The 24,304-nt window shown below is 45.7% G+C and carries 27 protein-coding genes; all 27 read left to right on the top strand.

Going from position 1 to position 24,304, the window contains the following annotated elements:
* Positions 1 to 72 precede the first annotated feature (72 nt).
* The 27 genes from glyA (at position 73) to spoIID (ending at position 24,299) form a co-directional block, all read left to right on the top strand.
* Positions 73 to 1,308, top strand: a complete 1,236-nt coding sequence (glyA, locus tag QSJ37_RS09825; RefSeq protein WP_285754973.1) for a serine hydroxymethyltransferase — start codon at positions 73 to 75, stop codon at positions 1,306 to 1,308.
* Between the two features lie 122 nt (positions 1,309 to 1,430).
* A complete protein-coding gene (gene upp / locus QSJ37_RS09830; RefSeq protein WP_285754974.1) occupies positions 1,431 to 2,060 on the top strand; it encodes a uracil phosphoribosyltransferase in 630 nt (209 codons plus the stop codon).
* 261 nt (positions 2,061 to 2,321) lie between these two features.
* Positions 2,322 to 2,543, top strand: a complete 222-nt coding sequence (locus tag QSJ37_RS09835) for an AtpZ/AtpI family protein (protein WP_285754975.1) — start codon at positions 2,322 to 2,324, stop codon at positions 2,541 to 2,543.
* A gap of 4 nt (positions 2,544 to 2,547) precedes the next feature.
* Positions 2,548 to 2,931: an ATP synthase subunit I gene (locus QSJ37_RS09840; RefSeq protein ID WP_285754976.1), complete on the top strand. Its 384-nt coding sequence runs from the start codon at positions 2,548 to 2,550 to the stop codon at positions 2,929 to 2,931.
* A gap of 18 nt (positions 2,932 to 2,949) precedes the next feature.
* A complete protein-coding gene (gene atpB / locus QSJ37_RS09845; protein WP_285754978.1) occupies positions 2,950 to 3,663 on the top strand; it encodes a F0F1 ATP synthase subunit A in 714 nt (237 codons plus the stop codon).
* Between the two features lie 53 nt (positions 3,664 to 3,716).
* On the top strand, positions 3,717 to 3,929 hold the full coding sequence (gene atpE, locus QSJ37_RS09850; RefSeq protein WP_017436872.1) for a F0F1 ATP synthase subunit C: 213 nt from the start codon (positions 3,717 to 3,719) through the stop codon (positions 3,927 to 3,929).
* Positions 3,930 to 4,080: 151 nt separating this feature from the next.
* Positions 4,081 to 4,614, top strand: a complete 534-nt coding sequence (locus tag QSJ37_RS09855; protein WP_285754981.1) for a F0F1 ATP synthase subunit B — start codon at positions 4,081 to 4,083, stop codon at positions 4,612 to 4,614.
* Complete coding sequence (locus QSJ37_RS09860) at positions 4,611 to 5,147, top strand: F0F1 ATP synthase subunit delta (protein ID WP_015865313.1); 537 nt, start codon at positions 4,611 to 4,613, stop codon at positions 5,145 to 5,147. Before QSJ37_RS09855 ends, QSJ37_RS09860 begins: the two co-directional genes overlap by 4 nt.
* 24 nt (positions 5,148 to 5,171) lie before the next feature.
* Complete coding sequence (gene atpA / locus QSJ37_RS09865) at positions 5,172 to 6,680, top strand: F0F1 ATP synthase subunit alpha (RefSeq protein ID WP_015865312.1); 1,509 nt, start codon at positions 5,172 to 5,174, stop codon at positions 6,678 to 6,680.
* Positions 6,681 to 6,759: 79 nt separating this feature from the next.
* Positions 6,760 to 7,617 (top strand): F0F1 ATP synthase subunit gamma, encoded by an 858-nt coding sequence (locus QSJ37_RS09870; protein ID WP_015865311.1) that lies wholly within the window; start codon positions 6,760 to 6,762, stop codon positions 7,615 to 7,617.
* Between the two features lie 199 nt (positions 7,618 to 7,816).
* Positions 7,817 to 9,238, top strand: coding sequence for a F0F1 ATP synthase subunit beta (atpD, locus tag QSJ37_RS09875; RefSeq protein ID WP_285754982.1), 1,422 nt, complete (start codon positions 7,817 to 7,819; stop codon positions 9,236 to 9,238).
* Between the two features lie 25 nt (positions 9,239 to 9,263).
* Positions 9,264 to 9,665, top strand: coding sequence for a F0F1 ATP synthase subunit epsilon (locus tag QSJ37_RS09880; RefSeq protein ID WP_062678125.1), 402 nt, complete (start codon positions 9,264 to 9,266; stop codon positions 9,663 to 9,665).
* 189 nt (positions 9,666 to 9,854) lie between these two features.
* On the top strand, positions 9,855 to 10,223 hold the full coding sequence (locus QSJ37_RS09885; RefSeq protein WP_285754983.1) for an NADH-quinone oxidoreductase subunit A: 369 nt from the start codon (positions 9,855 to 9,857) through the stop codon (positions 10,221 to 10,223).
* On the top strand, positions 10,214 to 10,726 hold the full coding sequence (locus tag QSJ37_RS09890) for a NuoB/complex I 20 kDa subunit family protein (protein ID WP_285754984.1): 513 nt from the start codon (positions 10,214 to 10,216) through the stop codon (positions 10,724 to 10,726). Before QSJ37_RS09885 ends, QSJ37_RS09890 begins: the two co-directional genes overlap by 10 nt.
* A gap of 3 nt (positions 10,727 to 10,729) precedes the next feature.
* Positions 10,730 to 12,073 (top strand): NADH-quinone oxidoreductase subunit C, encoded by a 1,344-nt coding sequence (locus tag QSJ37_RS09895; protein WP_285754985.1) that lies wholly within the window; start codon positions 10,730 to 10,732, stop codon positions 12,071 to 12,073.
* A 2-nt stretch (positions 12,074 to 12,075) separates the two neighbouring features.
* The gene (locus QSJ37_RS09900) at positions 12,076 to 13,176 is read left to right on the top strand and encodes an NADH-quinone oxidoreductase subunit D (RefSeq protein WP_015865305.1); all 1,101 of its coding nucleotides are present in this window, start codon (positions 12,076 to 12,078) and stop codon (positions 13,174 to 13,176) included.
* Positions 13,173 to 14,174, top strand: a complete 1,002-nt coding sequence (gene nuoH, locus QSJ37_RS09905; RefSeq protein WP_015865304.1) for an NADH-quinone oxidoreductase subunit NuoH — start codon at positions 13,173 to 13,175, stop codon at positions 14,172 to 14,174. The genes QSJ37_RS09900 and nuoH overlap by 4 nt, the downstream gene beginning before the upstream one ends.
* A 19-nt stretch (positions 14,175 to 14,193) precedes the next feature.
* Positions 14,194 to 14,613: an NADH-quinone oxidoreductase subunit NuoI gene (gene nuoI, locus QSJ37_RS09910; RefSeq protein ID WP_285754987.1), complete on the top strand. Its 420-nt coding sequence runs from the start codon at positions 14,194 to 14,196 to the stop codon at positions 14,611 to 14,613.
* Positions 14,610 to 15,131: an NADH-quinone oxidoreductase subunit J gene (locus QSJ37_RS09915; protein WP_062754408.1), complete on the top strand. Its 522-nt coding sequence runs from the start codon at positions 14,610 to 14,612 to the stop codon at positions 15,129 to 15,131. Before nuoI ends, QSJ37_RS09915 begins: the two co-directional genes overlap by 4 nt.
* Positions 15,128 to 15,442 carry an NADH-quinone oxidoreductase subunit NuoK gene (nuoK, locus tag QSJ37_RS09920; RefSeq protein WP_062754406.1) on the top strand — a complete coding sequence of 105 codons (315 nt, stop codon included), beginning with the start codon at positions 15,128 to 15,130 and terminating at the stop codon, positions 15,440 to 15,442. Before QSJ37_RS09915 ends, nuoK begins: the two co-directional genes overlap by 4 nt.
* Positions 15,443 to 15,499: 57 nt before the next feature.
* Positions 15,500 to 17,353, top strand: coding sequence for an NADH-quinone oxidoreductase subunit L (gene nuoL, locus QSJ37_RS09925; protein ID WP_285754988.1), 1,854 nt, complete (start codon positions 15,500 to 15,502; stop codon positions 17,351 to 17,353).
* The gene (locus tag QSJ37_RS09930; RefSeq protein WP_285754990.1) at positions 17,353 to 18,879 is read left to right on the top strand and encodes an NADH-quinone oxidoreductase subunit M; all 1,527 of its coding nucleotides are present in this window, start codon (positions 17,353 to 17,355) and stop codon (positions 18,877 to 18,879) included. The genes nuoL and QSJ37_RS09930 overlap by 1 nt, the downstream gene beginning before the upstream one ends.
* A 5-nt stretch (positions 18,880 to 18,884) precedes the next feature.
* Positions 18,885 to 20,393, top strand: a complete 1,509-nt coding sequence (gene nuoN, locus QSJ37_RS09935; protein ID WP_285754992.1) for an NADH-quinone oxidoreductase subunit NuoN — start codon at positions 18,885 to 18,887, stop codon at positions 20,391 to 20,393.
* An 84-nt stretch (positions 20,394 to 20,477) separates the two neighbouring features.
* Entirely contained in the window at positions 20,478 to 20,720 is a 243-nt protein-coding gene (locus QSJ37_RS09940) for a DUF1146 family protein (protein ID WP_285754994.1), read from the top strand.
* Positions 20,721 to 20,845: 125 nt separating this feature from the next.
* Complete coding sequence (locus QSJ37_RS09945) at positions 20,846 to 21,607, top strand: YwmB family TATA-box binding protein (RefSeq protein ID WP_285754995.1); 762 nt, start codon at positions 20,846 to 20,848, stop codon at positions 21,605 to 21,607.
* Positions 21,608 to 21,638: 31 nt separating this feature from the next.
* Positions 21,639 to 22,946, top strand: a complete 1,308-nt coding sequence (gene murA, locus QSJ37_RS09950) for a UDP-N-acetylglucosamine 1-carboxyvinyltransferase (RefSeq protein ID WP_285754997.1) — start codon at positions 21,639 to 21,641, stop codon at positions 22,944 to 22,946.
* 324 nt (positions 22,947 to 23,270) lie between these two features.
* The gene (gene spoIID, locus QSJ37_RS09955) at positions 23,271 to 24,299 is read left to right on the top strand and encodes a stage II sporulation protein D (RefSeq protein WP_097354011.1); all 1,029 of its coding nucleotides are present in this window, start codon (positions 23,271 to 23,273) and stop codon (positions 24,297 to 24,299) included.
* The last annotated feature ends 5 nt before the right edge of the window (positions 24,300 to 24,304 follow it).

Raw genomic sequence — 24,304 nt, forward strand, 5'->3', positions numbered from 1 at the left:
TTGAATCTACCCGCAAAAGGCTGGTAAAATAAAAAAGAATATTCATTATTTCGAAATGAGGGGGAGCTAGTGATGAACTACTTGCCACAACAAGATCCGCAAGTATTTGAAGCGATTCAAAATGAGTTGAAACGGCAGCAATCAAAAATTGAATTAATCGCGTCAGAAAATTTTGTCAGCCGCGCTGTTATGGAAGCGCAAGGATCGGTATTAACGAATAAATATGCCGAAGGATATCCGGGCCGCCGCTATTATGGTGGCTGCGAATATGTCGATGTCGTCGAGGATCTCGCGCGCGAACGGGCGAAAAAATTGTTTGGCGCGGAACATGCCAACGTACAGCCGCATTCTGGCGCACAAGCGAACATGGCGGTATATTTTACTGTTTTGGAACATGGCGATACGGTGCTTGGGATGAATTTGTCGCACGGCGGTCATTTAACGCATGGCAGCCCAGTCAACTTTAGCGGCATTCAATATAACTTTGTCGAATACGGTGTCGATCCAGAAACACATGTCATTGATTATGATGATGTGCTTGAAAAAGCGCGCATACATAAGCCGAAACTGATTGTAGCAGGGGCAAGCGCTTATCCGCGCATCATCGATTTTAAACGTTTCCGTGAAATCGCTGATGAAGTAGGGGCGTACTTGATGGTAGACATGGCGCACATTGCAGGTCTTGTTGCGGCAGGTCTTCATCCAAATCCGGTGCCATATGCGCATTTTGTGACTACAACGACGCATAAGACGCTCCGCGGGCCGCGCGGCGGCATGATCCTTTGCAAAGAAGAGTTTGCAAAACAAATTGACAAAGCGATCTTCCCAGGCATTCAAGGCGGACCGCTCATGCACGTCATCGCGGCGAAAGCAGTCGCGCTCGGTGAAGCACTGCAAGACAGCTTTAAAACATATGCGCAAAATATCATCAACAACGCAAAACGCCTCGCGGAAGCATTGAAAAAAGAAGGCTTTACACTCGTTTCCGGCGGAACAGACAACCACTTGTTGTTAATTGATTTACGTTCCCTTGGCCTCACTGGAAAAGTGGCGGAAAAAGTGTTGGACGAAGTCGGTATCACCGTCAACAAAAATACGATTCCGTACGATCCGGAAAGCCCATTTGTGACAAGCGGCATCCGTATCGGCACCGCCGCGGTAACGACGCGCGGATTCGGTTTGGAAGAAATGGATGAAATCGCAAGCATTATTAGTCTTACATTAAAAAATCACGAAGACGAAGCAAAATTGGAAGAAGCGCGAAAACGCGTAGCGGCATTAACGGAAAAATTCCCATTATATCGTTGACAAAAAACGCGCCTCTAAGACGAATGTCTTTAGAGGCGTGTTTTTGTTTGTAGTTGAATACACGTATATTTTTCGGTAGAATTAATGGAAGTGTAAACCGCAAACAAAGAGGAGAGTGCAAAATGGGAAAAGTATATGTATTCGATCATCCACTTATCCAACATAAGCTGACATATATTCGCGACAAAAACACTGGCACGAAAGAGTTTCGTGAACTTGTCGAAGAAGTGGCGACGTTGATGGCGTTTGAAATTACGCGCGATCTCCCGCTTGAAGAAGTCGAAATTGAAACACCGGTCAGCAAAGCAAAATCGAAAGTAATCGCCGGCAAAAAACTTGGTGTAATCCCGATTTTGCGCGCAGGAATGGGCATGGTCGATGGCATTTTAAAATTGATTCCAGCCGCGAAAGTCGGCCATATCGGGTTATATCGCGACCCAGAAACGTTAAAACCGGTTGAATATTACGTGAAGCTGCCGACCGATGTAGAAGAGCGCGATTTTATTGTTGTGGACCCGATGCTCGCGACAGGCGGATCAGCGGTAGAAGCGATTAACGCCTTAAAAAAACGCGGCGCAAAAAGCATTAAATTCATGTGCTTAATTGCTGCCCCAGAAGGGGTGGAAGCGGTGAAACAAGCACACCCGGATGTCGATATTTACATTGCTGCACTCGATGAAAAACTAAACGATCACGGCTATATCGTTCCAGGCCTTGGAGATGCCGGTGATCGCTTATTCGGCACAAAATAAATTCTAAAGACGGTATCATTTCATGGAAGTGATACCGTCTTTTTTTTAAAGATTATGTCTAAAAGAATAAATATATCATTATACACTAATTAAGTGAAAAAGAAATTAATAAATGTCACAAATTATTAACATTTTCGTTGTTATAATACAGTTTTTTTCTATGAAACACATTGACATTGAACCCATGGTATTGTATGCTTGACAGGGGATATTATGATAAGGTTTTCACAGCATGTAAAATAATGATAGGGAAGTATGTGTATGCGCCCTAAACAACGCCACCCATTTCAAGCGATGGCACTGATGTCAGCAATCGTATCTCAGTTGGTTGGTTCGATTTTGGTGGGGGTTTTTGGAGGAAAATGGATCGACGAGAAGTTTCATACAGAACCAATTTTTCTTATTGTCGGTCTGTTGATCGGACTAGCAGCTGGGGTATATGGAATGTTGCGTTTAATTCGTCAATATTTCCCAGAGGAGTAGCAACATGGAGAAATTCCGGCAAATGTTCTTTCGACAGCTAAAATACATATTGTATTTGCTTTCGCTTTATACGTTAGGGTGGGGTTTTACCGAATATAAGACGTTTTTTTTAAGCCTGATTCTTGGAACAGTGATCAGCGCATTAATGCTGTGGAGTTTAACGAGTAAAATCGAAAAATTCGGACAAGCAGTTTCACAGCGGAAAAAAGTGCGCACGATCGGGACGCTTTCCCGCTTGGCTTTAGCGGCGCTTGCAGCTGCGATCGCCGTCGAATATCCGCAATATTTCGCTATCCTTCCTGTTGTGTTGGGATTAATGACATCCTATATTGTCATTATAATAGATTTTCTTCTGCAAAAACTCCGCAATAATGGACAACATGTATGAAAGAGAGGTGAGGGACGGTTGCAACACGAAGCGCCTATTCGAGAGTTTTTAGGGCTAACATTCAACTTATCTAACGTATTAATGATTACGATCACAAGTTTGATCGTATTCATCATTGCCATCGTGGCAACGCGGTCTTTACAGTTACGCCCGACGGGAATGCAAAATTTCATAGAATGGGTATTTGATTTTGTGAAAGGAATCATTAATAGCACCATGGATTGGCAAACAGGCGGCCGCTTTTTAACGTTAGGTGTAACGTTAATCATGTACATCTTCGTTGCGAACATGCTTGGCTTGCCGTTTTCCGTTCGCGTAGGAGATGTGCTCTGGTGGAAGTCGCCGACGGCGGATGCCACGATTACGTTGACTCTCGCTGTGATGATCGTTGGTCTCACACACTACTACGGTGTGAAAATGAAAGGCGTAAAAGAGTACATGCGCGATTATACGAGACCGATGGCATTTTTATTTCCTCTTAAAATTGTCGAAGAATTCGCCAATACGTTAACATTAGGTCTCCGTCTTTACGGTAACATTTTCGCTGGCGAAATTTTGCTAGGATTGTTAGCTGGACTTGCTACGAACGGCGGAGTGGTCGGTGCCATTGGCGCGGCGATTCCGATGATGGTATGGCAAGGATTCAGTATTTTCGTTGGCTGTATCCAAGCATTCATTTTCACGATGTTAACAATGGTTTACATGGCCCATAAAGTCAGCCAAGACCATTAATCATAAAAAATTTAAAAATAAAGGAAAAGCAAAGAAAAAGGAGGATATTTACCATGAATTTAATTGCAGCTGCTATTGCAGTAGGTTTAGCGGCACTTGGTGCTGGTATCGGTAACGGTTTAATTGTAGGTCGTACAGTAGAAGGTATCGCACGTCAACCAGAATTGCGCCCTGTACTTCAAACGACAATGTTTATCGGGGTTGCGCTAGTTGAAGCATTGCCGATCATCGGCGTAGTTATCTCATTCATCGTTATGAACAGATAACGAAATAACTACTTTATGATGGCGAAGTTCGTGTAGACGATCACCTTCGCCATTCCTTTATGTATGTATTGGAGGAAAGGAAAAGCTGTTCGTCGTTGCATCGAAAACGGACGGCGCAGGTGTGGATAGCTGTCGAAAGGAGTGAAACGCAGTGTTAGTAAACTTGAAACTGTTGGCGCTGGGCGAGGCCGCGCATCATACGGGCATTAATAGCGGCGATATTATCTTTCAATTATTAATGTTTATCATTTTATTGGCATTGCTCCGAAAATTCGCTTGGCAGCCGTTAATGAATATTATGAAACAGCGCGAAGAGCATATTGCAAACGAAATCGATCAAGCGGAAAAACATCGCAAAGAAGCGGAAAAGCTATTGGAAGAACAGCGCGAACTAATGAAGCAATCTCGCCAAGAGGCGCAGGAGCTCATTGAAAACGCGCGCAAAATGGCTGAGGAGCAAAAAGAGCAAATTATCGCGTCTGCCCGTGCGGAAGCAGAGCGTTTAAGAGAAACAGCGAAAAAAGAAATCGAACGCGAAAAAGAACAAGCGATGGCCGCGTTGCGAGAACAAGTTGCTTCACTATCTGTATTAATTGCTTCCAAAGTGATTGAAAAAGAGTTAACCGAGCAAGATCAAGCGAAGTTGATTAGCGAGTACATTCAAGAGGTAGGAGAAGGGCGATGAACAAAGAAATCATAGCAAAGCGATATGCGTTAGCTCTTTTTCAAATCGCCACGGAAAAGCAGCTTCTTGATCAATTAGAGGAAGAAATTCGCGCCGTTTGGCAAGTGTTTGCTGAAAACGATAAATTCTTATCGCTATTGACATACCCGAAGCTATCATTGGAAAAGAAAAAAGCGTTAATAAAAGAAACGTTCGCGGCGGTGTCAAGCCCGTTACGAAATACATTGCTGCTTTTGTTGGAACGTCATCGCATTGATATCGTTCCACAGCTTGCAGAGCAGTTTATCCATTTGGTGAACGAAGCTCGTGGCGTCGCTGAGGCGACCGCATATTCGGCTCGTCCGCTAACGGAAGAGGAAAAACGCGCACTTTCGGATGTGTTTGCGAAAAAAATGGGCAAAACGACGCTTCACATTGAAAATATCGTCGACCCAAGCTTAATTGGCGGCGTGAAGCTGCGCATCGGCAACCGCATTTACGATGGCAGCATCAGCGGAAAATTAGAACGAATTCAACGACAGCTTATCGGCTAAGATTTGAAGATAGGGGTGAAATGAATGAGCATCAGAGCGGAAGAAATAAGCGCGCTCATTAAGCAGCAAATCGAAAACTATGAGTCTGAAATTCAAGTAAGCGATGTCGGTACGGTAATTCAAATTGGTGACGGTATCGCGCGCGCCCATGGTTTGGACAACGTAATGTCTGGGGAACTTGTCGAGTTTTCCAACGGTGTCATGGGAATGGCGCTAAACTTAGAAGAAAACAACGTTGGTATCGTTATTTTAGGTCCATATACAGGGATTAAAGAAGGCGATGAAGTGCGCCGTACAGGACGTATCATGGAAGTGCCTGTCGGTGAAGCGTTAATTGGCCGCGTCGTTAACCCTCTAGGACAACCAGTCGACGGTTTGGGCCCAATCGAAACGACAGAAACTCGTCCAATTGAAAGCCCAGCACCAGGTGTTATGGACCGTAAATCGGTTCATGAACCGTTGCAAACAGGGATTAAAGCGATTGACGCATTGGTGCCAATCGGCCGCGGTCAACGTGAGTTAATCATCGGAGACCGTCAAACAGGGAAAACATCGATTGCGATCGACACGATTATCAACCAAAAAGATCAAAATATGATTTGTATTTACGTCGCGATCGGACAAAAAGAATCAACGGTCCGCACGGTTGTCGAAACATTGCGGAAACACGGTGCGCTAGATTATACGATCGTTGTGACGGCATCTGCATCACAACCAGCGCCACTATTGTTCCTTGCGCCATATGCCGGTGTAACGATGGGCGAATATTTCATGTATAAAGGTCAGCACGTGCTTGTTGTTTATGACGACTTATCAAAACAAGCGGCGGCTTACCGTGAGTTGTCACTATTGCTTCGCCGTCCACCAGGCCGTGAAGCATATCCAGGGGATATCTTCTACTTGCACTCTCGCCTCTTAGAGCGCGCAGCAAAATTAAGCGATGCCAAAGGCGGCGGTTCGTTAACAGCGCTTCCGTTTGTCGAAACGCAAGCTGGTGACATTTCTGCTTACATTCCGACGAACGTCATCTCCATTACAGACGGGCAAATTTTCTTGCAATCTGATTTGTTCTTCTCCGGCGTTCGCCCGGCGATTAACGCTGGTCTTTCCGTATCCCGCGTCGGTGGTGCGGCACAAATTAAAGCGATGAAAAAAGTATCGGGTACGCTTCGCCTTGACTTAGCGGCGTATCGTGAACTTGAAGCGTTCGCACAGTTCGGTTCAGACCTTGATAAAGCGACGCAAGCAAAGCTCGCACGCGGTGCTCGTACGGTAGAAGTGTTAAAACAAGACTTGCATGCACCGATTCCAGTAGAAAAACAAGTGGCGATCATTTACGCGCTTACTCACGGTTTCTTAGACGACATTCCAGTCGAAGATATTCGCCGCTTTGAAAAAGAATTCTTCTTATGGCTCGACCAAAACGGCCAACACTTGCTTGAACATATTCGTACAACAAAAGAACTTCCAAACGAAGAAGATTTCAACAAAGCGATCGAAGCGTTCAAGAAAACGTTTGTTGTTTCTCAATAAAGCAGGGCGGAACAGAAGGATGACGGCTTCTGTTCCTCCTCTATTCTAGATTTCGTGCATAAAAAAGGTGGTGAAACCTTTGGCATCCTTACGCGACATTAAAAAGCGCATCAACGCGACGAAAAAAACAAGCCAAATTACGAAGGCGATGGAGATGGTTTCCGCTTCGAAGTTAAACCGCGCGGAAATGAACGCGAAATCGTTTGTTCCATATATGGATAAAATGCAAGAAGTCGTTGCGAACATCGCCCTTGGTGCCGGCAATGCGACACATCCGATGCTAGTGACGCGCCCGGTGAAAAAGACAGGCTATTTAGTGATCACATCGGATCGCGGCTTGGCGGGAGCGTATAACAGCAACGTTCTTCGCACTGTGTACCAAACGATTCAACAGCGCCATCAATCTCCAGATGAATATGCGATTATTGTCATTGGACGTGTCGGTTTAAGCTTTTTCAAAAAGAGAAATTTCCCGGTCATTTTAAATATTACTGGGCTGCCGGATCAACCGTCTTTCGCGGATATTAAAGAAATTGCGAATAAGGCGGTCGGATTGTTTGCGGATGGTACGTTTGATGAGTTGTATATGTACTACAACCATTACGTCAGTGCGATCCAACAAGAGGTGACAGAAAGAAAGCTGTTGCCGTTAACGGATTTAGTCGATAACAAACAACGGACAACGTATGAATTTGAACCTTCTCAAGAAGAAATTTTAGATGTGCTTTTGCCGCAATATGCCGAAAGTCTTATTTACGGTGCGCTGTTAGATGCGAAGGCAAGCGAGCATGCAGCGCGGATGACGGCGATGAAAAACGCGACGGACAACGCGCACGAGCTTATTCGTACGCTTACTCTTTCCTACAACCGTGCTCGTCAAGCAGCGATTACCCAAGAGATTACGGAAATCGTGGCGGGAGCAAACGCGTTGCAATAACGGTAAATTGGAAGCTGCAATTATATAAACGCAACTTGATATTTCATCTTATCGAAAGAATTTTCGACTGTCGGAGGCAAGTCGATAACTTGCCTTCGTCACGCATAAGCGCAGTCGAAAAAATAGATCGCAAAAGTAGAATTTTCAAGTTTCACTATATAGGTACTGCTGTCCAACTAGCAAGTTAGGAGGGAAAACGATGACAAAAGGACGCGTTATTCAAGTTATGGGTCCGGTTGTAGACGTAAAGTTCGAAAACGGACATCTTCCTGCGATCTACAACGCTTTGAAGATTCAACATAAAGCGCGTAATGAAAATGAAGTCGACATCGACTTAACATTAGAAGTAGCACTTCATCTTGGCGATGATACGGTTCGTACGATTGCAATGGCATCGACAGACGGATTGATTCGTGGAATGGAAGTCATTGACACAGGTGCGCCAATTTCCGTTCCAGTCGGAGAAGTTACCCTTGGCCGCGTATTCAACGTCTTAGGGGAACCGATCGACATGCAAGGGGAAATTCCAGATGATGCGCGTCGTGACCCAATCCATCGTCCAGCGCCAAAATTCGAAGAGCTTGCAACAGAAGTAGAAATTTTGGAAACAGGTATTAAAGTCGTTGACTTGCTTGCTCCATACATTAAAGGTGGAAAAATCGGTCTATTCGGCGGTGCTGGTGTAGGAAAAACGGTCTTAATCCAAGAACTTATTCATAACATTGCGCAAGAGCACGGTGGTATTTCCGTATTCGCCGGCGTAGGGGAACGCACTCGTGAAGGGAACGACCTTTACCATGAAATGAAAGATTCCGGCGTTATCAGCAAAACGGCGATGGTATTCGGACAAATGAACGAGCCGCCTGGTGCGCGGATGCGCGTAGCGTTGACAGGATTAACGATGGCGGAATACTTCCGTGACGAGCAAGGACAAGACGTGCTGCTCTTTATCGACAACATTTTCCGTTTCACGCAAGCTGGTTCTGAGGTTTCGGCGCTATTAGGCCGCATGCCTTCTGCCGTAGGTTATCAACCGACGCTTGCGACAGAAATGGGTCAATTGCAAGAACGGATCACTTCTACAGCCACTGGTTCTATCACATCGATTCAAGCGATTTACGTACCAGCGGACGACTACACAGACCCAGCGCCAGCAACAACGTTCTCTCACTTGGACGCAACGACGAACCTAGAGCGGAAACTTGCGGAAATGGGTATTTATCCAGCAGTGGATCCGCTTGCGTCCACATCTCGCGCGCTTGCGCCTGAAATCGTTGGTGAAGAACATTACCAAGTAGCGCGCAAAGTGCAACAAACATTGCAACGTTATAGAGAATTGCAAGATATTATCGCGATTCTCGGTATGGATGAGCTATCCGATGAAGATAAACTCGTCGTTCATCGCGCTCGCCGCATTCAATTCTTCTTATCGCAAAACTTCCACGTCGCGGAGCAATTTACAGGTCAACCTGGTTCTTACGTGCCTATTAAAGAAACAGTTCGCGGCTTCAAAGAAATTTTGGAAGGAAAATACGATCACATTCCAGAAGATGCTTTCCGCTTAGTAGGGCGCATTGAAGAAGTTGTTGAAAAAGCGAAGCAAATGGGCGTAGAAGTTTAATTGAGGGACATAGGAGGATTTCATGATGAAAACGATCAAGGTCAGTGTCGTTACTCCTGATGGCCCGGTATATGAAGCGGACGTAGAGATGGTAAGCACGAAAGCAAAAAGCGGAGAGCTTGGAATTTTGCCAGGGCATATTCCGCTTGTTGCTCCGCTTGAGATCAGTGCCGTTCGCCTGAAAAAAGAGGGGAAAACGGAATATATCGCGGTCAGCGGCGGGTTTTTGGAAGTCCGCCCTGACAAAGTGACGATTTTGGCGCAAGCGGCGGAAAGAGCGGAAGATATCGATGTGACCCGAGCAAAAGCAGCGAAAGAACGCGCGGAACGGCGTCTGCAAAGCAAAGAGGATGATATCGACTTTAAACGTGCGGAACTGGCACTAAAACGGGCGATTAACCGCTTAAACGTAGCAAACATGAAATAAAAGACGGGAGGAAATCGTTTCTCCCGTCTTTTTTATTGTTATTTATTGTTATCGCTGTCGTTATAAAAAATGGATGGTCTGTCGACACTTCTGGATATAAATGTTATAATGGCACTGGAAACATTCGTAATTGTGTAATATTTCAAAACAATATAAAGTAGCATAATAATGAAGGGAGCGAACGGCATATTGTGGAACGTATACGTCAATAACTATGTGATTGTCTTTGTATTTTTGTGCATCGGCATTTTGCTTCCAGTTGGCGCATTAACAATAGGACGACTTCTGCGTCCGCATGTTCCGAGTGAGGCAAAGCAAACCACTTATGAAAGCGGTAACAATCCGTTCCATGACTCGCGTGTTCAGTTTCAAGTTCGTTACTATATGTTTGCGCTATTATTTGTCATTTTTGATGTCGAAACGGTGTTTTTATATCCATGGGCAGTCGCTTATAACAAATTAGGATTATTCGCTTTAGTGGAAATGCTTATTTTCGTGCTGATGCTCGTTCTTGGTCTTGTCTATGCTTGGAAAAAGAAGGTGTTACAATGGATGTAAAATGGTTGGACATGCCGGAAGGAGATATGGAAGAGTTAAAGCGCAACGTGTTTTTCACTACATTGGAACAATTAAAGGCGTGGGCCCGCAGCAATTCTCTATGGCCGTTAACGTTTGGTCTTGCCTGCTGCGCGATTGAAATGATGGGAGTCGGCGGAGCTCATTATGATTTAGACCGATTCGGTTCCTTTTTCCGTGCGTCTCCAAGACAGTCTGATGTCATGATTGTATCCGGAACGGTGACGAAAAAGATGGCGCCAATCATCCGCCGTTTATATGATCAAATGCCAGAACCGAAATGGGTCATTGCCATGGGTTCATGCGCAACGGCAGGAGGGCCGTATGTGAAATCATATAGCGTCGTCAAAGGGGTAGATCAAATCATACCAGTTGATGTATATATTCCTGGTTGCCCGCCGAATCCGGCAGCGTTAATTTACGGGATTAATAAATTAAAAGAAAAAATCCGTTATGAAGCAAAGACGGGGAAGAAGGTGCTGTAATCGATGAGTGAAGAAAAAGATTTACAGCAGCGGAAAAAAGAAGCGGCAGAGAGAGCGAAACAGTTGGCGCGCGAACGATTAGCGGCGAAACGAGCCGCTGAACAAACTGAACAGCGGCTCGAAGAACCAAAAGTCCCAACCGAAGAAAAACTTGCCGAAGACGATCTCGCCCTTGCGAAGAAAAAAGCGGCGGAAGAGGCGAAAGCAAAAGCGGCGGCGCTGGCGAAACAAAAAGCAAAAGAAGCACAGCAGGCAGAAGGAGAAAAGCAAGAAGCCCCAGAAGATGATCTGGCGCTTGCGAAGAAGAAGGCGGCAGCGGCGGCGAAAGCAAAAGCGGCGGCGTTGGCGAAACAAAAGGCAAAAGAAGCGCAACAGGCAGAAGGAGAAAACCAAGAAAGCGCCGAAGATGATCTAGCGCTTGCGAAGAAGAAAGCAGCAGCGGCGGCGAAAGCGAAGGCGGCGGCGCTGGCGAAACAAAAAGCAAAAGAAGCACAGCAGGCAGAAGGAGAAAAGCAAGAAGCCCCAGAAGATGATCTGGCGCTTGCGAAGAAGAAGGCAGCAGCGGCGGCGAAAGCAAAAGCGGCGGCGCTGGCGAAACAAAAGGCAAAAGAAGCAGCGGGCGACGGAGCGGAAGAAGATCTTGCCAAACAAAAAGCGATTGCGGCAGCGAAGGCGAAGGCGGCAGCCGCTGCAAAAGCCAAAGCGCTGGCAAAACAACAAGCAAGCGGCACCGCTGGCGAAAATGATGATGATCTCGCAAAAGCGAAAGCAAAGGCGATTGCGGCAGCAAAAGCAAAAGCAGCGGCTGCGTCGAAAGCGAAAGCCGCAGGAGATTCAGGGCCAGCAGTGAAAAAAGAAGAAACTCCATCGCCAAATCAGCCGCTTCTTGATAAATACGTCAAAGTGATTTGCGAACATCTCGGCGAAGATGTGCTAGAAGATGCCTATATTAACCGCCTTTCCAAAGATGTTCCGACATTGGTCGCAAAAAAGGATACATATTACAAAATCGCCGAGTTTCTAAAATATAACGAACAGCTTAGTTTTGATTATTTGTCGGAGCTGCATGGAACGGATTTTCAAACACATATGGAAGTATATGTGCACTTATATTCTTATAAAAACCGCCAAGCTGTCGCATTAAAAGTGAAAATCGACCGCGACCAGCCGGAGATTGATTCTCTCGTTCCGCTTTGGCAGGGGGCAAATTGGCCGGAATGCGAGGCGTACGACCTATTAGGAATCCGTTTTAAAGGGCACCCGAATTTAATCCGTATCTTTTTAGGAGAAGATTGGGTCGGATATCCGCTTCGCAAAGATTATGAACCATACGACGCGGAGGTATAACTATGCTTCGGACGGAAGAAATGATTTTAAACGTAGGACCGCAGCACCCGAGTACACACGGAGTTTTCCGCCTTATTTTAAAAATAGATGGAGAGATCATTCAAGAAGCGAAACCTGTCATCGGCTACCTCCACCGCGGAACGGAAAAGTTAGCGGAAAACTTACAATATACGCAAATCATCCCGTATACAGACCGGATGGATTATTTATCGGCAATGACCAATAACTATGTTATTTGTCATGCAGTGGAAACAATGATGGGCATTGAAGTTCCGGAACGAGCGGAATATTTGCGCGTTTTGGCAATGGAACTTGGCAGAATCGCCAGCCATCTTGTCTGGTGGGGGACGTATTTGCTCGACCTTGGCGCCACAAGCCCGTTTTTGTACGCATTCCGCGAGCGGGAAATGATTATTAATCTATTAAACGAGCTGTCAGGGGCGCGACTGACGTTCAATTACATGCGCGTCGGCGGCGTGAAATGGGATGCGCCGGATGGATGGATTGAAAAAGTAAAACAATTTGTCCCGTATATGCGGGAAAAACTCGCTGGTTATCATGACCTTGTGACAGGAAATGAAATTTTCCGCCATCGCGTCATCGGTGTTGGCAAATATACGAAAGAAGAAGCGATCAACTATTCGTTAAGCGGCGTAAACTTGCGTTGTACCGGCGTGAAATGGGACTTACGGAAAAACGAGCCGTATTCGATTTATGACCGTTTTGATTTTGACATTCCGGTGCGGGAAGAAGGAGACTGCCTTGCCCGTTATGAATGCCGCTTGGCGGAAATAGAAGAATCATTAAAAATCATCGAACAAGCATGTGAACAATTTCCAAAAAGCGGAGAAATTATGGGGAAAGTGCCGCGCATCATTAAAGCGCCGCCGGGAGAGACATTTGTCCGCATTGAATCACCGCGCGGGGAAATCGGCTGTTACATCGCCAGCGACGGAAAGAAAGAGCCGTACCGCATCAAATTCCGTCGGCCGTCGTTTTACAATTTGCAAATACTCCCGAAACTGTTAAAAGGGGAAAATATTGCGAATGTGATTGCGATTCTTGGCTCGATTGATATTGTGCTCGGGGAGGTCGACGGATGATGGAACAATTGCTGAATTCTGCTCCAAGCTGGACGAATCTCGTGATCTTCTTCGGACTTGGTCTTGCCTTGTTGTTTGCCGTTCTTGCTTTTGTGACGTATGGTATTTTAGCGGAACGAAAAGTCATGGGATTTATGCAAGGCCGTTACGGCCCGAACCAAGTCGGAGGCCGATGGGGGCTATTGCAAACGGTCGCGGACGTATTAAAGCTGCTTTTAAAAGAAGATACGATTCCAAAAGCTGCTGACAAGCCGTTATTCATTTTAGCGCCGATTATCGCTTTTGCGCCGGCGTTTATGGTATTGGCGACATTGCCGTTTACTGACGCATTTCAATTTGCCGATATCGGCGTTGGCTTGCTTTATTACATTGCCGTTTCGGGACTGACGACGATCGGCGTTGTGGCCGGCGGATGGGCATCGAACAATAAATATGCGCTCATCGGCGCAATGCGTGCGGCGGCACAAATGATTTCCTATGAAATTCCGCTTGTTGTGTCTGTGCTTGGCGTTGTTTTGCTAACGGGCAGTTTAAATTTAAACGATATTGTCGAAGCGCAAAAAGATGTATGGTATATTTTCATACAGCCAATTGCGTTTATCGTATTTTTCATTGCTGCTGTCGCGGAGTTAAACCGCACTCCATTCGACTTGCCGGAAGCGGAATCAGAGCTTGTTGCCGGGTTTCATGTCGAGTATTCCGGTTTTCGTTGGGCATTCTTTATGCTTTCGGAATATGTGTATCTTTTTGCTATGGCGGCGCTTACAACGATATTATTTTTAGGTGGATGGCACCCGGTGATGTTTTTAGACTTCATTCCAGGAGCCGTTTGGTTTGCGTTAAAATTCAGCATCGTTGTTTTCGTCCTGATTTGGTTCCGTGTGACATTTCCGCGCCTTAGAGCGGACCAGCTCATGGAATTAGGATGGAAAGTATTGTTTCCTGTGGCGCTTTTGAATATTTTTGTTACCGCGCTGATACAAGAACTATTTTTCTAATAAGAATGGGGTGGCATGCATGATCGGTTTAGCCAAAGGGTTGGCATATACCCTGAAAAATTTAACTCGGGAAAAAGTAACGTACGACTATCCGAATGAACCGCTTCTCCTTCCAGATCGGTTTCGCGGCATTCAAAAATTTTATCCCGAAAAATGTATCGTTTGCAATCAATGTGCTAATATTTGTCCAACCGACTGTATTCAATTGACAGGAAAAAAGCATCCGGATCCGACGAAAAAAGGGAAAATCATTGATACGTACAGCATTAACTTCGAAATTTGCATTTTATGCGACCTTTGTACAGAAGTATGTCCGACGGAAGCCATCGTCATGACGAACAATTTTGAGCTGGCGGAATATAGCCGCGATGCCCTTTATAAAGATTTGGCATGGCTCGATGAAAACGACACCAATGTCCGAAAGGAGAATAAGCCGTGAGCGGAGAATATCTCGCCTTTTTAGTGCTCGCCCTCGTCGCAATCATCGGCGGAGTGCTCATGCTGAATTTAACGAAAGTCGTTCATATGGTCATCGCGCTTGTGTTTACGTTCATCAGCATCGCGGGTCTTTACGTGCTCTTATCAGCCGAATTTGTTGCTGCTGTGCAAGTGCTTATTTACTCTGGCGCCATTACCATTATCATGCTGTTTGGCATCATGTTGACGCGCCATCGGGAGGAAGAAAAAGAAGAAACGACAACAGGCGGATTTTGGCGAAAAACATTCACCGCCATCGCGGTCTTTGCCTTTGGCATCGCCGTTTATCTCGGCATTTATCAGCTTGATTTTGGCGAGGAAGCCGCAAATCTCCATGAAAACAATACGGAACAAATCGGCCTCGCCCTATATTCTCATTATATCATTCCGTTTGAAATTACATCGATCATTTTGCTTGTGGCGCTTGTTGGCGCGATTATACTAGCGAAAAAAAATGATAAGGGGGCGCCAAAAAAATGAGCTCCGTTCCATTATCCGTATATCTGGTACTTGCGCTCATCTTGTTTTGCATTGGGCTGTATGGAGCGCTCACCAAACGAAATACCGTGATTGTGCTCATTTGTATTGAGTTAATGCTGAATGCCGTCAATATTAATTTAGTCGCTTTTGCGAAACACGGGGCTCATCCCGGTATTTCAGGGCAAATTTTTGCCCTGTTTACCATCACGGTGGCAGCTGCTGAAGCCGCGGTGGGACTCGCGATTTTAATGGCGCTTTATCGCAACCGCAAAACCGTTCATATCGATGAGATCGATTCGATGAAACATTAAAGCAAGAAAATGCAAAGAGCTCTTCAAGCTCTTTGATCAAAAGGGGACTGTGATACCATGATGGAAATGGCTTGGATTGTGCCGCTTTTTCCGCTGTTTTCCTTTTTCTTATTGCTGCTTTTCGGAAAACGAATGAAAGAAGCGAGTGCTTATGTTGGAATACTAGCGACGTTCATTTCTTTCCTTGTTTCTGTCGCCGTGCTGTTTGACCGCATTGGCGGTTCGACTTACAAAGCAGAACAAGTATGGCTTGCGATCGGCAGCACGAAATTGACAGCTGGATTTGAGGTGACGGCGCTAAATGCATTAATGCTTGTCGTTGTCTCCCTCGTTAGCTTTCTAGTACATATGTATGCAAAAGGGTATATGCGCGGCGATGAGCGGTTCTCGGTTTTCTATGCGTATTTAGGGCTGTTCACGTTTGCGATGCTCGGTCTTGTCGTTTCGCCGAATTTATTGCAGACGTATATGTTTTGGGAACTGGTTGGCCTTGGTTCGTTTCTATTAATCGGATTTTATTTCTATAAAGAAGAAGCGAAAGCGGCTGCGAAAAAAGCGTTTATTATGACGCGGATCGGCGATGTCGGCTTTTTTATCGGCATGATTCTATTATTCTGGCAAGTGGGCAGTTTTGAGTATGATGACATTTTTAAAGCCGTGCAAGACGGAACGCTGTCGCAGACGATGGTGACCCTAGCGGCGATTCTCATTTTCGTGGGAGCGATCGGAAAATCTGGCCAGTTTCCGCTTCATACGTGGCTTCCAGATGCCATGGAAGGTCCGACGCCAGTTTCGGCGTTGATCCACGCGGCCACGATGGTAGCTGCAGGGGTTTATTTAGTGGCTGCGCTGTTCCCGTTATACGAAGCAAGCGAAACGGCGATGCTGACGGTCGCGGTTGTCGGAGGATTTACGGCGATTTTCGCCGCGTCCATCGGCCTTGTGCAGACCGATATTAAGCGCGTGCTTGCCTACTCGACGGTAAGTCAGCTCGGCTACATGATGCTTGCGCTCGGTTCGGGAAGCTATGTAGCGGGAATATTCCATTTGACGACACATGCGTTTTTTAAAGCGCTCTTGTTTTTAGCGGCAGGAAGCGTCATTCATGCCGTCGGCACGCAAGACATTGAAAAAATGGGCGGACTTTGGCGGAAAATGCCGCTTACCGCGCCGCTATTTCTAGTCGGAACGCTGGCCATCAGCGGGGTCCCGCTTTTATCAGGATTCTTTAGCAAAGACGAAATTCTTGCCGCCGCTTGGACGCATGGTCATGTCGTTTTATTCTGGATGGCGGTTTTTGCTTCGTTTTTCACCGCGTTTTATATGTTCCGTCTCTTCTTCCTTGTCTTTAGCGGCGAGGGGCGGCATGAAGCGGAGGAAATTCATGAATCGCCAGCGGTTATGACGTTTCCGATGCTCGTCTTGGCCGTGCTTGCCGTCATTTCCGGGTACATTCATACTCCATGGTTTGGGACATTTCTTGGAGATTGGCTGACAGATGGCCATTATGCTCATGAAGAAGCGCCAAGCTGGATTATGGTCGTTGCTGCCATCGTTTCGTTGCTTGGCATTTTCCTCGCGTGGCTGATGTACGGAAAACGTTCGCTTGCGAGAGATTGGCTTAGCTCGCGCGTTCCGTTTGCGTACAACGTGTTATGGAATAAATATTACATCGATGAATGTTATGCGTGGACGGTTGGCTATGCGGCAAACGCCATTAGTCTATTATTCTATTATATTGATCGCTTTATCGTAGAGGGAATGGCCAGTCTCGTTGCAGCGGCAGTAAACACGGTTGGTTCAATCGGATCGCGGCTGCAAAACGGGCAAGTTCAAATGTATGGCGCGGTGACGTTGATCGGCCTTGCGCTTCTCGTCGTCATTCTCGCGTTCACAGGGGGGTATTTATAATGAATGGAACGTATTTTCTCTCCCTTCTCGTTTTCTCCCCGCTTGTTGGCATTCTTTTGCTTGCGTTTGTACCAAAAACGCAAGAGCGGACGATAAAATGGCTCGGTTTTTTATCTACGCTGCCATCGCTGATTTTATCGCTATTTGCCTTTGCACAATATTTGCGGGGTTACCGCCTGGAACATTTGGCAGAAAAACACGATTGGGTTCGCTTCGCGGATTTTCCGTTTTTAACGGAGTCCACGTTCGCCATCCGTTATGAGCTGAGTATCGACGGCTTTTCGCTTGTCATGATCGTGCTTACGTCGCTATTGGCGACGCTTGCCGCCGTCGCCTCCATTCATATCAAAAAAGAGTGGAAAGGCTATTTCATGCTCTTTCTTCTATTAGAAATCGGCATGCTTGGCGTGTTTGCGGCAGGAAATATGATTTTATTCTTTATCTTTTTAGAAATCACACTCGTTCCGATGTTCTTTTTAGTTGGAAAATGGGGCGGTTTTGAACGGGAGCGCGCCGCATACAGCTACTTGCTTTACAACGGGATTGGTTCGGCGATTTTATTGATTGCCATTATCGTTTTATTTGCCCGCACCGGGACGTCCAATGTCGAGTTGGTAAAAGAAATGCTTCATAATCCGGCGGTCGAGGCGCAGCTGATTGCACCAATTTCGAGCGATTTGCGCTTAGGATTGTTTATTGCATTGTTGATCGCATTTGGGATTAAGTTGCCGATCGTTCCGTTTCACCGCTGGATTTTGCGGGTGCACGTACAAGCGCCGCCATCGATTGTGATGCTGCACTCCGGCGTGTTATTAAAAATCGGGGCGTACGGTTTGATTCGGTTCGGCATCGGTTTATTCCCAGATCAATTCCGCGATTTCGCTTTTTGGATTGCGATTTTAGGGGTTGTCAACTTATTGTACGGAGCGTTTTTAGCGTTCGTCCAAGACGATTTTAAAATGGTGCTTGCCTATTCGAGTGTTTCCCATATGGGAATTGTGCTCATTGGATTGGGAGCGCTGAATGAAGCAGGGATTCAAGGGGCGATTTTCCAGGCTGTTTCCCATGGATTTATTTCCGCATTGCTGTTCTTGCTCGTCAGCATTTTATACGAGCGAACGAGTACGACGACGATCGACCGTTTAGGAGGGCTGGCGAAAGTGATGCCGCTGACGGCGGGGTGCTTATTGGCAGGAGCGATGGCGTCGCTCGGATTGCCGGGAATGTCTGGGTTTGTAAGTGAGTTTACCGCATTTTTAGGTTTGTTCAAAACAGAGCCGGTCGTTGCGGCGGTCGGTGCGCTCGGCATTATTATGACCGCGGTTTACCTGCTTCGCGCCGTATTGAACATGACGTTTGGCGCCTCCAAGCGCGATGACGTACAAGTGCTTGATATGAGCCTGGCGGAAGCGATTCCGGTGTTCGTATTGCTCGCATTGATTGTGATGATCGGCGTATATCCGCACATTTTAGCGAAACCATTGCAAGCGACGATTGAAATGATGATGAACGGGTTAGGAGTGTGAGAGAAATGAGCATGCATACATTATTGCAATACAAATGGGGGATGATGACACCGGAATTCATCGTTCTTGGAACGGCGCTCATTCTCTCGCTGATGGACCTGTTTATGCCGGATGATAAAGACCGCCGTCCGCTTGCATGGATTGCTTTTGTTGGAGTTGCCATTGCGTTGATCGCGACAATCGGACTTATTCCGGCCAAAACGGTTTCGATTTTGAACGATACGTTTCGCTTAGACGCGTTTGGCAAAGCCTTTAAGCTTCTTTTATTAGCAGGCGGAGCGCTTTCGCTGTTGCTTGCGTTTGATTATCGCCCAAAAGAAGGGTTAAAAGATCGTGGGGAATTCTACTATTTATTGCTTTGCGCCTTGCTTGGCGCGATGATCATGGCCTCAAGCGGCGATTTAATCACCTTATTTGTCGGGCTAGAGCTATTATCGATTTCCTCTTATATCTTGGCGGGAATACGAAAAACATCGATGCAGGCAAACGAATCGGCGATGAAATATGTGATTAACGGCGGGATTTCGACAGCGATTACGCTGTTTGGGATGAGCTATATTTTCGGCTTAACAGGCACGACGAACATAAAAGAAATTGCCTTAGAGGTACAGAAGCTAACCGATAGCGGATACCAATACATCTTGGCGATTGCGTTCTTGATGATGCTTGTCGGTTTATCGTTTAAGATTTCATCCGTTCCGTTCCATATGTGGACGCCGGATGTCTATCAAGGAGCGCCGACTCCTGTTACCGCGTTTTTAAGCGTCGTTTCGAAAACGGCCGGGTTTGTCATCGTTTTACGATTGTTTATCACTATCTTTGCCCAAGCGCCGGCGCAAGGAAAAGATCCGTCTTCGCTATTGTTTTCGATGCAAGATTATATCGCCTTTTTAGCCGGGGCAACGATGATCATTGGAAATACGATAGCGTTAAAGCAGCGGAGCATGAAGCGGCTGTTTGCTTATTCGAGCATTGCCCACGCCGGATATATTCTTGTCGGTTTTGCGGCGATGTCATGGGTCATGATCGATTCGATTTGGTTTTATTTGCTTGCGTATTTGTTCATGAATCTTGGCGCATTTGCGATATTGCAACGAATATCTGACGAAGCCGATTCCGATGATCTCAGCCATTTTGCCGGCCTTTATCAGCGAAACCCGCTTTTAGCGGTTGCGATGGGAATTTTCTTGCTGTCGCTTGCGGGAATCCCGGGTACGGCTGGTTTCATCGGAAAATTGAACATTTTCCTTGGGGCGCTCATGACAGAGCCGGGTCATTATGTGCTTGCCGCGGTGATGATCGCTGCAACGGTTATATCGTATGTATACTATTTTGGCATTTTTGTGCAAATCTTTTTCCGCCCTGCCGATGAGACATCATCGGTGAGACTATCGATCGGGCTGGCGATCGTTGTTGTCATTTGCGCGCTTGGCACGTTGCTATTCGGTATCGTTCCAGGGCTAGCTTATCACTTTCTTGAACAATTCGATCACTTTAGCGATTTCCTTCAATAGCGTTACAATAAAGGGGGTTATTCCCCCTTCTTCTTTTATCGTCAAACCGCGAAGTAATGGATGGAAAGAAAGGAGTGAAAAACGATGATGCCCATGCTGGGCCAGCAGGCGTTAGTAAGCATTGTTGTCCATCTCGTGTTTATCGCCATTACGTGGTGGACATTACAAGGAGTTCGGCTCGAGGTGATCATCAAACCAAACCGTGTATTTCAGGGACGATTGCTTTATATTTTATTGACGATTATGATCGGTTCGACGGTGGCCAACTTTTTTCTTGACTATTTATCATGGTCGAAACAACTCCCGTTTCTATTTGGAGGCGAGTAATGCCATATTACTCGCTTTTTTTTGAACTGACAGCGCTTTCATTTTTGGTTATTGTCGATTTTTTTTATGTATGTTCACTTCCGATCTGGCAACAATAACAATTAAGGAGAGGAAGTGAAACGAATATGAAAAAAAGACAAGTGCGTCCATTCATTTTTTTATGGACATTATTGTTTATTATGATTATTGGAATGTATCAATATTCATCCGGAGAAGCGATGGGGAACGAGTCTCTTCAGCCATTAAAAACGATCGCGCGCGTTTTAGAAGACAATGAAGTAGAAATTGAACAATGGACTGTTTACACAAGAGAGTATGCCCAGCATATTCGAAATGATGCAACTTTTTTTAAAAAGCTAGACGAACTCAAAAACGAAAACCGCGCCTTTCATTGGCATTTGGAGGCAAACCACCATATGAAAAAAGCAACGGGTATATACAACCGCCCCTTCTTTCAAGAAAAAATTCAACTCGTCATGACCGACACAAAGGACAAGCCACAAACGTATATCCTCTATGAACTCAAAGGGTTAGGTTGGAGCGAAAAAATATGGAAAAAAATTGTCGAAACGATAGAGAAAAAGTCGAGCCAATTATTTGTGAAACAGCCTACATTTTTCACTTGTATCAAAGGGGATTTCAGTGATAATATGGAAGGTGGTTTGTTCTACAATGCTTTACATCTTCTAAGAGAATTTCAAGCAACACCAGTTGAATCATTACAAGAAGAGTCATTTGTTTCCCTGTCTGCATATACTGGGCAGTGGGAATACGTTCTTCCAACTAGCAAACATCAGCCAATGAACATTCAACTTGCATTGCGAGAAAGATTGGGCGGGAAGACGGTTGTCGTCATTGGAACCCCAATCATTACGATTGAATATTAATATAGAGAAATTGGACGCGGAGGGGAATAACTTGGAAAAGATCATCGTCCGTGGCGGAAAACGGTTGAGCGGCACCGTAAAAGTAGAAGGAGCGAAAAATGCCGTTTTGCCTGTGATCGCCGCAACATTATTAGCCAGTAATGGGAAAAGTGTTATTCATGATGTGCCTGCTCTTTCCGATGTATATACAATTAGTGAAGTACTGCGTTATTTAGGCGCAGATGTAAAAATAGAGGAAAATATGATCACTGTCGATGCATCCCAAGAGCTAAAGTCCGAAGCGCCGTTTGAATATGTGCGTAAAATGCGGGCATCGGTGCTTGTGATGGGATCATTGCTTGCCCGAAATGGCCGCGCCCGCGTCGCGCTGCCAGGAGGCTGTGCGATCGGTTCGCGCCCGATTGACCAACATTTAAAAGGCTTTGAAGCGATGGGCGCCCACGTAAAAGTCGGAAACGGATTTATTGATGCCGAAGTAAAAGGAAGATTGCGCGGCGCAAAAATTTATTTAGATTTTCCAAGTGTTGGAGCAACAGAAAATATTATGATGGCCGCGGTATTGGCGGAAGGCACCACCATTATTGAAAACTGCGCCAAAGAACCAGAAATTGTCGACTTGGCAAACTTTTTAAATGCGATGGGTGCGAAAGTGCGCGGGGCTGGGACCGGCACGATTCGCATCGAAGGGGTGGACCAGCTGACTGGCACGACTCATACGGTCATTCCTGATCGCATCGAAGCAGGTACGTTTATGGTTGCTGCGGCAATTACAGGCGGAAACGTCCTTGTACAAGGTGCTGTTCCAGAACATTTAAGTTCCTTGATTGCCAAAATGGAAGAAATGGGTGTCACTATTATCGAAGAAGGAAATGGACTGCGGGTAATAGGTCCAGAAAAATTAAAAGCGGTGGACATTAAAACAATGCCATATCCAGGTTTTCCAACGGATATGCAGTCACAAATGATGGCATTGCTGCTTAAAGCAGAAGGTACCAGTATGGTTACGGAAACGGTATTTGAAAACCGCTTTATGCATGTGGAAGAATTTCGCCGCATGAATGCCGACATTAAAATTGAAGGACGTTCTGTTATTATTAACGGTCCTTGCAATTTGCAAGGCGCGGAAGTAGCTGCTACCGATTTGCGGGCAGCGGCAGCGTTAATTTTAGCCGGCTTAGCGGCGGAAGGCTATACGCGCGTGACGGAATTAAGACACCTCGACCGCGGATATGTTCGCTTTCATGAGAAACTAGCGGCGCTTGGTGCCAACATCGAGCGTGTCAATGACGAAAGCGAAACGGCGGCAGAGGATGTAAAAGTGAAGGATCTCAACATATAAAAATAAAAACGACCGTCAACTACATATGTAGTGAATGGTCGTTTTTATTTTTATGACATTGGAAAAGCTGCCGCCATGATCCGAGCGATTTTCGCTTCATGCGCGCGCAAGAAAGCATCTCTGTATACGGCGAAAAATACACGTCCTATCAGATGCAAAGGAGCGAATGAAAAGAAGTTGTCATATATACTTGTCCGAGCCCATAACTATATAACGAACAAAAGCACAAACCAAGTGTCCCTAAGTGCAAATATGCAAATAGCGCCTAACTGGGAACGGATATACGCTTGTGCTTGGAAAATGAATATTGGGGGCTCGGAGTATATGAAACGTATAAAACCACTTATCGCACTCCTTTCTTTTTTATTTGTCGTTGTATTGCTCATTCCAACAGTGCTAGTAATTCCATTTAACGACGGTGAGGTTGGAAAATTGGCTGAAGAGCTTCGCAAACAGGAGAAAGTGCCAAACGTAAAAGCAACCGAAAACGGACCGGCCGTGGAAGTAGCGGTATACCGCAGTAAAGAAAAGCGGATTGAACGGATTCCGCTTGAACAATATGTCATCGGCGTTGTCGCAGCGGAAATGCCGGCGGAATTTGAAATGGAAGCACTAAAAGCACAAGCGCTTACCGCCAGAACGTACATTGTCAAACAATTATTAAATGATCAACCAATCAGCCTGCCAAAAGGAGCGAATGTGACTGATACGGTCATGCATCAAGTGTACTACAGCAATGACGAATTAAAGCGTCTATGGGGAAGCGATTATGAATGGAAAATAAAAAAGATTACAGAAGCGGTACAAGCAACAAGCGGGCAAATTTTAACATACGACAATAAACCGATTGAAGCGTCGTTTTTTTCAACAAGCAACGGTTTTACCGAAAATTCCGAAGCGTATTGGCAAAACGAATTTCCATACTTAAAAAGCGTTGCTAGCCCGTGGGATAAAAAGTCGCCCAAATTCTATCACCAAAAGGTAATTTCGGTGGCGGAATTTGAACGAAAACTAGGAGTGAAACTACCGGAAAACGGCTCGGTTGGCGTCATTTTATCGCGTACGCCGGGGAAACGTGTCGACGTTGTAGAGATTAACGGGAAAAAACTAAAAGGAAGAGAAGTACGAGAAAAATTAGATTTAACATCCACCGATTTTACGTGGGTTCGAAAAGGCGATCAAATCGTCATCACGACAAAAGGATACGGGCATGGTGTCGGCATGAGCCAATACGGCGCCAATTTCATGGCGAAAGAAGGGAAGACATACGATCAAATCGTCAAATATTATTATCGGGGAGTGAAAATTTCTTCTGCGACCGCTTTTTTAAATAAGCTGACGGTGAAAAAATAGAGGCT

This window comes from Parageobacillus sp. G301, from assembly GCF_030268025.1.
In the GTDB taxonomy this organism is placed as follows: Bacteria; Bacillota; Bacilli; order Bacillales; family Anoxybacillaceae; genus Parageobacillus_B; species Parageobacillus_B toebii.